Here is an 11,659-nt window from a genome sequence, read left to right on the forward strand (position 1 = left end):
GTAAAACGGTAAAGGTAAACAAGGGCAAAGGTATGAAAACGGTTATTATAAACGGATCTCCGCATAAAAACGGACATACGGCGGCTTTAATACGTGAAATGACAAGCGAACTGAACGGTGAAATAAAACAATACAATGCATATGATATGAAAATCGGTGCGTGTATTGATTGCAAATACTGTTTTAAAAAGCCGGGATGTTCGATAAAAGACGATATGGAATCTTTTTGTAATGACATGGAAAATGCCGATGTGTTCATCGTTGCATCCCCGATGCATTTCGGCATTGTATCCGCGCCTTTGTTTACCTTGGCGACAAGGTTGCAGCGGTATTGGCCATATAAAAACGGAAAAAGAAATATACCCGATACCTTATCGCCTAAGGTCGGCTGCCTGCTTATGACGACCGGCGGCAAATGGGTTAATATGGAATTATTGTCGGACGGGGCGGTTAATTTTATTTTTGATCATACAAATACAAAAACGCTCGGTTCGATTTATGCATATCAAACGGATTGCAATGCCGCCGATACACAGCTTGATGTACTTGCCGAAGTCCGACGTACCGCACAGCGTATAAACGGCATGGTTTCGGAAAAATCTTTTTCTTATTGATATTTTACTTCCAAAATATATTGATCCGAACGGTACCAGCTGTACGTTAATTCGATTTTTTCTCCGGTATCCAAAGAACCGATACGTGTTATATACAATAAAGGAAAATTCGATTTTACGTGCAGTTTTTTTGCCAAATGGGACGGGCAGGGAATAGCTTCTATGCGGTCAACCGCCGAAGCAACCCGGTGTCCGGTTATTTCATAAATTTTGTGATATAAAGAATCTGTTGTAAAATCCGCTTCAAGTAAATTATGCACCTTATGTGCATTAATATACGCCGTTTGTAAAACCATAGGCAAGTTGTTTACCTGCCTTAAACGGGATATTTCATATACCTCATCTGTGGCATCCAATTCAAGGATTTCGGCAATATGCTTCGGCGGTATACATACGCTTTGTTTAATAACTTGCGATGTACAGGTAAAGCCTTTGTCGGTCATATAATCCATAAACCCGAAAAAGTGACTTGCATTGCCTTCATAGCGTATGGAATTGACGAATGTTCCCGCTCCGGGAATGCGGGTTACAAGACCCTTTATCGTTAAGTCACGGATTGCTTTGTTCACCGTCATTCTGGAAACGCCCAACTGTTCGGCCAAAAGTTCTTCGGACGGAAGCTTATCGCCGGGTTTAAAAACTCCCGAATGAATTTTATTTATAAAGTATTGGGTAATTTGCATGTATAAAGGAGAACTATTGTTCTTTAAATCTAACATATAGTGCCTCTAAATCGGTTGAATTATATACGTTAATTTTGGCTTCCGTATTTAAATAGTTTACCAAAATTACAGCGAAGATACAAGCTGCGTTCTTTTACCTTTTTTATACCGCGCATCCTTTGCGCGTCAATTGAAAAGCGATTTCACCCATTTACATAATTTAACTTGTTTGCTACTATATATATATGAAAAAGCCTTTGCTTGCGCCGTCGATTTTGTCGGCCGATTTTACCGACCTTGCATCTTCTTTTAAAAAAATGGAAGACGGCGGCGCCGGTTGGATACACGTTGATATTATGGACGGTTCGTTTGTGCCGAATATTTCTTTCGGCCAGCCGGTAGTCGGTGCGTTGCGTTCTTTGACAAAGCTGCCCTTTGATGTGCATCTTATGATAAACAATCCCGAACGCCATATCGAATCTTTTGCAAAAGCCGGTGCGGATTTTCTTACCTTTCATTGGGAAAACGTTATACACAGCCACCGTTTAATAGAGCAGATTCATGCACTGGGGAAAAAAGCGGGGGTAAGCATTGTGCCTTCAACTCCCGTCAGTGCACTTGAAGCGCTGCTTCCTTATACGGATTTGGTGCTTGTAATGTCGGTTAATCCGGGCTTCGGCGGTCAACAATTGATTCCGCTTTGTTTGGATAAGATTTCGGCCCTCGTTCGTATCCGCGAAGAAAAAGGGTATTCCTACCTTGTTTCCGTAGACGGCGGTGTAAACGGAAACAACGTCGAGCATGTTGCCCAAACCGGTGTTGACGTAATTGTTTCCGGTTCGGCATTTTTCGACGGAACTTTGCAATGGGAGAAGCACATAAAATGAAAATAAAGTCACTGTTTTCGTTATGTATTTTGTTTTGCCTTTTATGTCCTTATGCCTTTGCGGATACGGATACTGCAGAGCCTGCCGCTCTTGCAAGCGCCGGTTATCGCTACGGCGAAGATTTGGTGTACGGCTTGGAAGCGTATAAAAATAAAGACTGGTCGAATGCATTGTTTTTTTTGCGAAAAGCGGCAGGGGTTCGGCATACGTCGTCGGAAGAAATATGGCTGTTAATGATTTTGTCCGAAATGAACGTAAACGATTATTATGCCGTTATCCGCGATGCCGATATTTTTAAACGCCGCTTTCCTCTCAGTCCGTATATTCCGCATGTAGAATATCAAACGCAATTGGCCCGCTTCGGCTTGGAATTATATGAGGATGCTGCAAAAGGCTTTTCATCCTTTATATCGCAATATCCCGGTCATACGTTAATACCCTCCGCTTTGTTTTGGACGGCCGAATCCCTGTACCGCCTGTATGAATACGGTAAAGCCCGTCCCCTTTATAAGCGCGTCGTTGACGAATATCCGGAAAGTCAAAAATATGCCGAAAGCATGTACCGTTTGGAGCTTTTAAAGCAGCGTGAACGCGAAGAAAAATTATTGTACTTGCTCCGCGTTACCGGAGAAGAAGCCGCCGCTGCGCGTGAAGATTATGAACGTCAAAACAAAGTACTTCAAAGCGAAGAAACAATACAATTAAAGCGCAAGGTTCAAAAGCTTGAAGAACAGGTGGAAATGTTACAAAACGCATATGAAGAATCTCAGCGGCAAAATGCGGCGCTGAATTTGCAAGTAAAAGAATTGCTTTTAACAAACGACCGATTAAGTACCGAAGCTGCCGAAGCGGTTGAAACTGCCCGTGCCGCACTTGCGCCTCCCGTAGCCGCTCAGGATCAAAGCAAAGAGGCCGCCCCTTCGTCCGAATACGATGCAATGATTGCCGAATTAAAACAAAAAGCGCAAAAGCTTGAAAAATTGCTCAATCCTCAGGGGGGATTTTAACATGAAACGTTATATATATATTTGTATTACGCTGTCGGCGCTTTTTTATAACCTGTTTGCGGATGTCGATATAAAAAGCGGAAAGCTGCGCCTTGTGATTGAAGATTATGACGGTACGGTTTTTTTATACCGCCGAAACAATCAGGGGGACTATATTTCTTTACTTGATTCGAAACGCTATACCGTCAATTCCGGTTTTTATGTATTGTCCGGTAAAAATGTTCAAAAACTGACCAGAAGCGGCGGTATGCATATCAAATCCTCCGAAACGGGCAGCGGAGCGCAATTAGTGTTTACTCTTAAAAATAAATACAGCTGTACCGTTTTATTCAGTTTTTTTGCTTCGGACGAAAAAGAAAACGACAGTGTCCGCATTGATGTTGCCCTTGAAAATATCGGGGAAGAACGCCGATTGACGGGACTTCGGGTATTCTTTGATACATGGCTCGGTGAAACTTCCGGAAAACATTTTTCGACCGCTGTGCGCGATTCTATTGATTCGGAATGTTTTTTTACCGACATGAGCCGGGACCGCTGGATACAATCGTCAAACGGCGACGTTTCCATGCGTTTGCTTTTATGGGGCGAGGGAATAACGAAAATTCAAACCCTTGCGATTGCAAATAAAGATGTATTGGGCATCCCCGTATGGGCACCGCGCTTTGTTCCCGAGCGGAAATTCGACTCGATTACTTCCTACAATAATTCGGCCCTTTCGGTTTTTTGGGAACCGAAATACCTTCAGCCGCATGAAAAAACGGATATCCGGTTTTATATCGCCACCGATGCAAAGCAAAGCGCACTTCCCGAATTGCAGGCCCTGCAAAGTCCCACAGGTGCAAGCGCCGACTCTTTGTTATACGCTTCTCCGTCATCAGGTAAAGATCCCGCGCTTGAAGATGCATATATACGTTTTCTCATTGCCCGGGTACGTGAATTGGAAGCGAATCCCGATTCCGTCGATCGTGAAGAAATCTTAAGGCTTAATGCCGAAATAGATGCGGTGCTTTTAAGATCCGGACGATAAAATCATGCAATCCGATACTTTAAAAAAGGCCGAACGTTTGCTTGCTTCCCGGCGTTTTTCGGAAGTGATAAATCTTTTGGAACCGATGATTATAGATTATCGGGAATCTTTTTATTTTCACTACATGCTGGGAACCGCTTGTTTATATGTCGGAGATATAGGCGGTGCCGAACTTTATTATAAAAAAGCGCGTAACCTTAAGATGACCGACCCGCGCCTTATAAATGCCTTGGCCGTACTTTTTTTGCGCCGCGGAGAAATAAATAAAGCCGTTGAATATTACCTTGAAGCTCAAGAGTACGACAGCGAAAATCGCACCGCAAAAAATGCGCTTAACTTTATAAAGAAAAACAGCAATCCCGAAAACCTTGTGCATTATGTGCGCAGCGGAAAAATAAAGCGCTTGTATCCGCCGTTGGGCGTCCGCCCGGCCCTTATATACGGTATGTCGGTTTTTATTGCGGCGGTTGTTTTTGTTTCGGCCGGAGCATTTTTTATGTTCAAATCCGCCTTTTTGCCTAAAAACGACAGAGCGGATCTTTCATCTTTTGCCCTTACTGTGGATGAAAAGCAAAATGCTCTTGTTCAGGATACCGCTTCTTCGGTGTTCCGCTGCGTTTTAACAAAAAAAGAACTTGAAAAAGCCTATGCCGATGCGCAGCTTTTTTTCCAAAAATACCGCGATAATGCGGCTCAAGTGGAAATCAATCGTATATTGAATTCAAACGCTTCGGCGGCAATCAGACAAAAAGCGCGTTTACTTATGGACTATTTAACCGAACCGGGATTCGATACCGTTACCGATATATACACCTATGCGCAAATCCATGCCGAACCTTGGCTGTATATGGGCTGTTGGATTGTATGGGCGGGCAGGGTAACCAATACCGTGCAAACTCCAAGCGAATACCGCTGTGATTTTCTTATCGGTTATGATACTATGGAACGCATGGAAGGAATCGTGCCCCTTGTTTTAAAGCAGCCGGTGGAAATCGATACGGCTTTACCGGTTACGGTACTTGCAAAGGTGGGCAGCGAAAACGGAAAACTTATTTTGCAGGGAAAATCGGTACATCAGCCGCTTCCGGAAAAATAGGAACCTCTAAAAACCGACGTTTTGGAGTTAAAAAGAATTTTTAAAAAACGGCGCCGTTTTTTGCGCGGTAACACCTATAATATATATGAGGAGATATAATCATGGCAAAGATAATGAATGAAATACCTGCGGCAACCGATACGCAGGGAAAATTGCAAGCTCTTGAAGCTGCACGGCTTCAAATTGAAAAACAATTCGGACAAGGTTCTTTGATGAAATTGGGAACTGCGGCAAATGCGGCCGGGATTGACGTTATTCCCAGCGGTTCGATTTTATTGGATGAAGCTTTAGGTATAGGCGGTTATCCCAAAGGACGTGTCATCGAAGTATACGGTCCCGAATCGTCGGGTAAAACCACCCTTACGCTCCACGCTATCGCCGAAGCGCAAAAAATGGGCGGCATTGCGGCTTTTATAGACGCCGAACACGCACTGGATCCGGTGTATGCAAAAAGTTTGGGCGTTAATATCGATGAACTGTGGGTATCTCAGCCGGATACGGGTGAGCAAGCTTTGGAAATAGCCGAAAGTTTGGTGCGTTCCGGCGCCGTAGACGTTATTGTTGTAGACTCTGTTGCCGCCCTTACCCCGCAAGCCGAAATCGAAGGCGATATGGGCGATTCTCATATGGGACTTCAAGCGCGTCTTATGAGCCAAGCTTTGCGTAAATTGACCGCCATTATCGGCAAGTCTAAAACTCTTCTCATCTTTATAAACCAAATCCGTATGAAAATCGGCGTTATGTTCGGCAATCCGGAAACCACTACCGGCGGTAATGCGCTTAAATTTTACTCGTCCGTGCGCCTCGAAGTACGCCGTATAGAATCGATTGACGTAAAGGGCGAAGAAGACGCCGTCGGAAACCGTGTGCGCGTAAAAGTCGTAAAAAATAAAGTCGCCCCGCCGTTTAGAAAAGTCGAACTGGACATTATGTTCGGTAAGGGTATTTCGGCGGTTTCGAGTTTGCTCGATTCGGCGGTACGCCACGGATTTATAGATAAAAAAGGCGCATGGTATACAAGCGGTGAAGAAAAACTCGGGCAGGGAAGAGAAAACGCCATAGCTTTTTTAACCCAAAATGCGGATTTTGCCGCCGATATCGAAAAGAAAATACGCGAAAAACTTTTTCCGGGGCAAGTGCTGGTAAAAAAAGAAGCAAAGCCTGCTTCTTCCGCTAAAGCAGCTTCGATTGCGGGCGGAAACGGCGCCGTATCGTCGGCCGCTTCATCTGCCGCGGCACCCGTTACGGGCGGAAACGGAGATTTGTTTTAAAAGATGAAAAACGCGGTTGTGCTCGGACTCGGTTCAAATTGTCCATTGGAATCGGGTTCTATTATTTTAAAGCCCTGTGAAATTTTGGAAAAAGCATGCCGCGCTTTGTCGTATATTTTATCGGATATCCGTTTTTCTTCGGTGTACGAAACCGAACCGATGTATCTAAAAGAACAAAGCAATTTTTACAATATGGCGGCCGCCGGTTTTTTTCAAGGCAGCCCGCTTGAACTTTTGAATGCCGTCCAAAAAATTGAAGCCGATTACGGACGCTGCCGCGATAAAGAACGGCGTTTCGGTCCGCGCACCTTGGATATCGACATTGAATTGTTTTCGAATTTAAAAATAAAAACGGAACGTTTGACGATTCCTCATCCCTTACTTTACGAACGTCCTTTTATTCTTGTTCCCTTACTCGAGATTCTTCCTTTTTTTGCCGACATTAAAGACAGAGCTTTTTATGAACGCTGCTTGGAACAAAGCGGTCAAGACGGCGTACGAAAATTGTGCGGTTCTTTTAAGCTTTAAAAGGCGATGTGCAGGAGGTTTGTGTGGACGAAGATGTAAGGCAAGCGGAAAGCGGACAAGCGACTATTTTCAGGCTGGAACAATTTGAGGGGCCGCTTGATTTATTGCTTTTTTTAATTAAAAAAAACGAAGTGAATATTTATGACATTCCCATCGGAGAAATAACGGAACAGTTTTTGGAATACCTTGATTATGCGGTTACAACGGATTTGGAACGGGTGACCGATTTTTATTCGACTGCGGCGGATTTGCTGTACATAAAATCCCGTATGCTGCTTCCCGTTGAAACGGATCTTTCGGATGAAGATATGGAAGACCCGCGTAAAGAGTTGGTTGAAAAATTGATTGAGTACCAAAAATTTAAAAAGCTGTCTGTTCTTATGGAAGAAAAAGAACAGGAATCGGAATGGACTTTGGAGCGCAAAAAAATTCAGCGTGTCCTTCCTTTTGAAGAAGACGAGTTGTGGGAAAAAATCGATACATGGGCACTTATGAAAACCTTTTCGCGCCTTGTAAGCACTTATTCGCACGAACAAATTATGAGCATGTACGAAGAAATTTCGGTCAGCGAAAAAATAGCTCTTATGAACGAATTTTTTGAAAATAAGGGCGAATGTTTTTTTACGGATTTGGTGGTGCGCAAGGGAAACATTATGGACATTGTATGCGCTTTTATGGCAATATTGGAAGCCGTGAAATTTAAAACGGCTTGTATCTATCAAAACCGTATGTTCGGAGATATAAAAATAAGACCTGTACAAGCCGCATAAAAGAGCTTGTAAAGCGGAGTTAATGAGTGGATTTTGACAAAGAAACGGCGCTTATCGAAGCGGTATTTTATCTTGAAGGAGAACCTTTAAATGCGGAAACCCTTGCGCGCATCACCGATTTATCGAAAGAGGTTGTTATCTCGGCGGTAAAGCGTTTACAGAAACGGTATGCCGCCGAAGATTCCGGCATTGAATTGGCGCAAATATCGGGCGGCTGGGTTATTACGCCGAAAAAAGAATTATGGTCGTTTTTGCGCGACCGCTACGGTAAAAAAAACGAGGGCAAACTTTCGCGCGCCGCCATGGAAACCTTATCGATTATCGCCTATTCCCAGCCGATAACCCGCGGCGAAATAGAAGCTATCCGCGGCGTTTCAGCGGACAATATGATACGCCTGTTGGCCGAACGCAGTTTAATTAAAGAAGTCGGAAAAAAAGACATTCCCGGAAAACCTTCCCAATACGGCACAACTAAGGAATTTCTAAAGTTTTTCAGATTAAACAGTATTGCCGATTTGCCCAAACTCGACGAAACGGAAAGCGAGCGTTTTGAACTTGCGCGGTAAAAATCAAAATACTTCCGGCTGTTTCCGCTCACCTTCAGCGCCTTGTGCCGAATCTTCACCGGCCGATTCCCCGCATTCCGCCGCTCCGATACGGCTTCAGCTTTACCTTGCACGCTGCGGGGCGGCAAGCCGCAGGGCATGCGAAGTTTTTATAGCGGAGGGAAGGGTAAGCGTTAACGGAAAAATCGTTAGCGCAGCCGGCACCAAGGTGTGCGAAACCGACGAAGTACGCCTTGACGGTGTTATAATGCGCCCCGAATCGCGCCGACTTTATATATTGCTGCATAAGCCCGCAGGTTACGTGTGTTCAATGGCCGACGAAAAGGGGCGTAAAACGGCCGCTTCTCTTTTGGCGCCGCACTTTTCCGAGCGATTGTATAATGTCGGAAGGCTGGATATGTTTTCTTCGGGCTTGATTATTTTTACAAACGACGGCGAATTTGCAAAACGGCTTTCGCATCCCTCATCGGGTATTGAAAAAGAATATATTGTAAAAACAACCGTTCCCGTTCCCGCCGAATTGGCCGAGCGCTTTCAAAAAGGAATCCGTATCGAAGGCATTTTTTATAAGTGCCGTACAGCCGAGGTAATTTCGGCCCGAACGGTTAAAATTGTCCTTGTAGAAGGAAAAAACCGCGAAATCAGGCGGGTATTTGAACACTTTGAAATACCGATACGCTCTCTTACGCGCATCCGTATCGGCTCTGTGCGTATGGATAATTTGGCCGAAGGTGCTTTTAGGGAATTGACGGAAAACGAATGCCGCCTTTTAAGCGCATATTGACTTTTTATGGGAGTAATGTTGAAGATTGCGGTTAAAATAGCGCCGCCCGCTTCAACGGCAAAAAATTATGGTTATAGCGATTGACGGTCCTGCGGGAACCGGAAAAAGTACGATAGCAAAGCTTATTGCAAAAAAAATGGGTATTGCGTTTTTAAATTCGGGCAGTTTTTACCGCGGTATCACCCTTGCTCTTTTACGCGCCAATGTCGATTTAAGCGACGAACAGGCGGTACTTGAGTGCGCAGGCGCTTTAAAACTGGACTACGTAAACGAACGCCTTATTTTAAACGGCGAAGATGTGGACGACCTTCTCCGTTCCGATGCCGTAGACGCCCATGCCGCCCAAGTGTCCTGCATTGTACCGCTCAGGCATATTGTAAACGAAAAACTGCGCGGTATTACAAAGTCTTTAAGTTTTGTCTGCGAGGGCAGGGATATGACTACGGTTGTGTTCCCCGATGCCGAATATAAGTTTTACCTCGACGCTTCAATCGATGCGCAGGCCGAACGCCGTTTTAAACAGGGCGTAAGCAATTTGAGCCTCGAACAAATAAAGGAAGCGATAATAAAACGCGATGCAATCGATAAATCGAAGAGTGAGGGGGCTTTAAAAAGAGCCGAAGACGCATATTATATTGATACAACACACTTGACCATTGAGCAGGTTTGTGCGATAATAACTGATAAAATCAACATATAAGGGTTTAATATGGAACAGACGGAAGTGACAATGGATGAATCCCGCAACTCCACGGAGAACATTCAGACACAATTACAGGAAGAGTATCTTAAAAGTCTTGAAACGCTTGAAGAAGGACAGCTTGTAGACGGTACCGTTATACAGGTAACTCCCGATCAGGTATTTGTAGACGTCGGATACAAATCGGAAGGAAAAATCCCGACATCGGAGTTTTCGGAATTGCCGAAAGTCGGAGATACGGTAAGTGTTGTTCTTATTGCAAAAGAGAACAAGCACGGCGAAGTGATTGTTTCGAAACAAAAGGCCGACGTAAAACAGCTTTGGAAAAACCTGCGCCAAGCGTTTCAGGATAAAACGCCGGTAGAAGGTACCATCGAAAAAGCCGTAAAAGGCGGTTTTGAAGTCAATCTCGGCAGCGATATACGCGCGTTTTTGCCGATAAGCCAGTCGGATTGTCAAAAGGTTGAAAAACCGGAAAAGCTTATCGGAGAAAAAAGCAAATTCTATGTAGAACGCTTGTATTCCGACAATAAAGCGAATGTGGTTGTAAACAGACGCAAATATCTTGAAGAAACCGTAGAAAAAAAACGCGACGAGTTTTTTAATACAATGTCCATCGGAGATACGGTAAAGGGTGAAGTAAAAAGCTTTACCAGTTTCGGCGCCTTTATCGATTTGGGCGGGTTTGACGGATTATTGCATATAAATGACATGAGCTGGGGCCATGTAACCCGGCCGAAGGACTTTGTAAAAAAGGGACAGGAAATTACGCTGAAAGTTATCCGCTTGGATCCGGCCGAAAAGAGAATCAACTTATCCTTGAAGCATTTTACCGAAGATCCTTGGCTGCATTTTGAAGACAAATATCATGTTAACGATATAGTAAAAGGCCATGTAACAAAATTGGCCGATTTCGGCGCCTTTATCGAACTTGAAGAAGGCATTGAAGGTCTTGTGCATATCAGCGAATTCTCGTGGGTACGCAAAATCAACAAACCCTCCGATGTGGTTAAAGTCGGCGATGAAGTCGAATGTATGATTTTAGGTTACGATATTCAAGCCGGCCGCGTGTCGTTGGGCTTAAAGCAGGTAACGGACAATCCTTGGGACAATATCGCCGAAAACTATCCTGTCGGCAAGCGTTTAACGCGTAAAGTCGTCAAATTGACCAATGCCGGCGCCTTTGTCGAACTTGAAGAAGGTATCGACGGATTTTTGCCGTCCGAAGACCTTTCGTGGAAAAAGAAGGTTAAGCATCCGGGCAGCGAATTGTCGGTGGATCAGGAAATTGAAGTTATCGTTACCGAAAACGATCCTGAAAACAGAAGAATCCGCTTAAGCGTCAAGCATTTAACCGAGGATCCGTGGAAACCCTTTGCGGACGCTCATCCTTCCGGTTCGGTCATTGAGGGTGAAATCGTTTCGATTACCGATTTCGGTCTTTTTGTCCGTGTAGAAGGCGATATTGAAGGCTTGGTAAATAAAGCGAATCTTACCGAAAACAAGGAAGAAAGTTACGAAGACGCACTGAAAAAATATAATGTCGGCGATAAAATCAATGTATATGTTGTTGAAATAAATCCCGAAAAGCAAAAAGCCGCTTTTTCCGTTAAAGAATTAAAAAAGAAAATGCAGCGTGATGAAATTTCGCATTATATGTCTGCAGCGGATGACGACGACGGAGATGCTTTTACTTTGGGTGATTTGTTAAAAAACAAACAAAATTGATTTTTTGCGGGTTGTTGAT

The 11,659-nt window shown here is 44.1% G+C and carries 11 protein-coding genes and 1 pseudogene; 11 read left to right on the forward strand and 1 reads right to left on the reverse strand.

The features are described 5' to 3' along the window. Nucleotides 1–32: 32 nt before the first annotated feature. The gene (locus H0R92_RS10805) at nt 33–614 is read left to right on the forward strand and encodes a flavodoxin family protein (protein ID WP_432964484.1); all 582 of its coding nucleotides are present in this window, start codon (nt 33–35) and stop codon (nt 612–614) included. Here the strand turns inward: H0R92_RS10805 and H0R92_RS10810 are convergent. Continuing rightward, the gene (locus H0R92_RS10810; RefSeq protein ID WP_432964487.1) at nt 608–1,333 is read right to left on the reverse strand and encodes a GntR family transcriptional regulator; all 726 of its coding nucleotides are present in this window, start codon (nt 1,331–1,333) and stop codon (nt 608–610) included. The genes H0R92_RS10805 and H0R92_RS10810 overlap by 7 nt on opposite strands. Nucleotides 1,334–1,521: 188 nt before the next feature. On the opposite strand from H0R92_RS10810, the gene rpe reads away from it, so the two are divergent. From rpe to rpsA, 10 genes and pseudogenes are all read left to right on the forward strand, one after another. Further along, complete coding sequence (rpe, locus tag H0R92_RS10815; protein ID WP_432964490.1) at nt 1,522–2,163, forward strand: ribulose-phosphate 3-epimerase; 642 nt, start codon at nt 1,522–1,524, stop codon at nt 2,161–2,163. Then, nucleotides 2,160–3,170 carry a tetratricopeptide repeat protein gene (locus H0R92_RS10820; RefSeq protein WP_432964493.1) on the forward strand — a complete coding sequence of 337 codons (1,011 nt, stop codon included), beginning with the start codon at nt 2,160–2,162 and terminating at the stop codon, nt 3,168–3,170. Before rpe ends, H0R92_RS10820 begins: the two co-directional genes overlap by 4 nt. A gap of 1 nt (nt 3,171) precedes the next feature. Then, nucleotides 3,172–4,197: a hypothetical protein gene (locus H0R92_RS10825; RefSeq protein WP_432964496.1), complete on the forward strand. Its 1,026-nt coding sequence runs from the start codon at nt 3,172–3,174 to the stop codon at nt 4,195–4,197. A 4-nt stretch (nt 4,198–4,201) separates the two neighbouring features. Then, the gene (locus tag H0R92_RS10830; protein ID WP_432964500.1) at nt 4,202–5,293 is read left to right on the forward strand and encodes a tetratricopeptide repeat protein; all 1,092 of its coding nucleotides are present in this window, start codon (nt 4,202–4,204) and stop codon (nt 5,291–5,293) included. Between the two features lie 101 nt (nt 5,294–5,394). After that, nucleotides 5,395–6,564 carry a recombinase RecA gene (gene recA, locus H0R92_RS10835; protein WP_432964503.1) on the forward strand — a complete coding sequence of 390 codons (1,170 nt, stop codon included), beginning with the start codon at nt 5,395–5,397 and terminating at the stop codon, nt 6,562–6,564. A gap of 3 nt (nt 6,565–6,567) precedes the next feature. Beyond that, nucleotides 6,568–7,092 carry a 2-amino-4-hydroxy-6-hydroxymethyldihydropteridine diphosphokinase gene (gene folK / locus H0R92_RS10840; RefSeq protein WP_432964506.1) on the forward strand — a complete coding sequence of 175 codons (525 nt, stop codon included), beginning with the start codon at nt 6,568–6,570 and terminating at the stop codon, nt 7,090–7,092. 23 nt (nt 7,093–7,115) lie between these two features. Then, on the forward strand, nt 7,116–7,862 hold the full coding sequence (locus H0R92_RS10845; RefSeq protein WP_432964509.1) for a segregation and condensation protein A: 747 nt from the start codon (nt 7,116–7,118) through the stop codon (nt 7,860–7,862). Between the two features lie 26 nt (nt 7,863–7,888). Next, nucleotides 7,889–8,428, forward strand: coding sequence for an SMC-Scp complex subunit ScpB (gene scpB, locus H0R92_RS10850; protein WP_432964512.1), 540 nt, complete (start codon nt 7,889–7,891; stop codon nt 8,426–8,428). Beyond that, nucleotides 8,412–9,212 carry a pseudouridine synthase gene (locus tag H0R92_RS10855; protein WP_432964515.1) on the forward strand — a complete coding sequence of 267 codons (801 nt, stop codon included), beginning with the start codon at nt 8,412–8,414 and terminating at the stop codon, nt 9,210–9,212. Before scpB ends, H0R92_RS10855 begins: the two co-directional genes overlap by 17 nt. Nucleotides 9,213–9,279: 67 nt before the next feature. Beyond that, nucleotides 9,280–11,640, forward strand: a pseudogene (rpsA, locus tag H0R92_RS10860) (30S ribosomal protein S1). The last annotated feature ends 19 nt before the right edge of the window (nt 11,641–11,659 follow it).

Origin of the sequence: Treponema sp. OMZ 840, assembly GCF_050937815.1 — a bacterium.
In the GTDB taxonomy this organism is placed as follows: domain Bacteria; phylum Spirochaetota; class Spirochaetia; order Treponematales; family Treponemataceae; genus Treponema_C.

Excerpts from the sequence above, each read along its gene's own strand:
- H0R92_RS10805 (WP_432964484.1), top strand. The coding sequence starts at position 33 with ATGAAAACGGTTATTATAAACGGATCTCCGCATAAAAACGGACATACG.
- H0R92_RS10820 (WP_432964493.1), top strand. The coding sequence starts at position 2,160 with ATGAAAATAAAGTCACTGTTTTCGTTATGTATTTTGTTTTGCCTTTTA.
- rpe (WP_432964490.1), top strand. The coding sequence starts at position 1,522 with ATGAAAAAGCCTTTGCTTGCGCCGTCGATTTTGTCGGCCGATTTTACC.
- recA (WP_432964503.1), top strand. The coding sequence starts at position 5,395 with ATGGCAAAGATAATGAATGAAATACCTGCGGCAACCGATACGCAGGGA.
- H0R92_RS10830 (WP_432964500.1), top strand. The coding sequence starts at position 4,202 with ATGCAATCCGATACTTTAAAAAAGGCCGAACGTTTGCTTGCTTCCCGG.
- folK (WP_432964506.1), top strand. The coding sequence starts at position 6,568 with ATGAAAAACGCGGTTGTGCTCGGACTCGGTTCAAATTGTCCATTGGAA.
- H0R92_RS10810 (WP_432964487.1), bottom strand. The coding sequence starts at position 1,333 with ATGTTAGATTTAAAGAACAATAGTTCTCCTTTATACATGCAAATTACC.
- H0R92_RS10825 (WP_432964496.1), top strand. The coding sequence starts at position 3,172 with ATGAAACGTTATATATATATTTGTATTACGCTGTCGGCGCTTTTTTAT.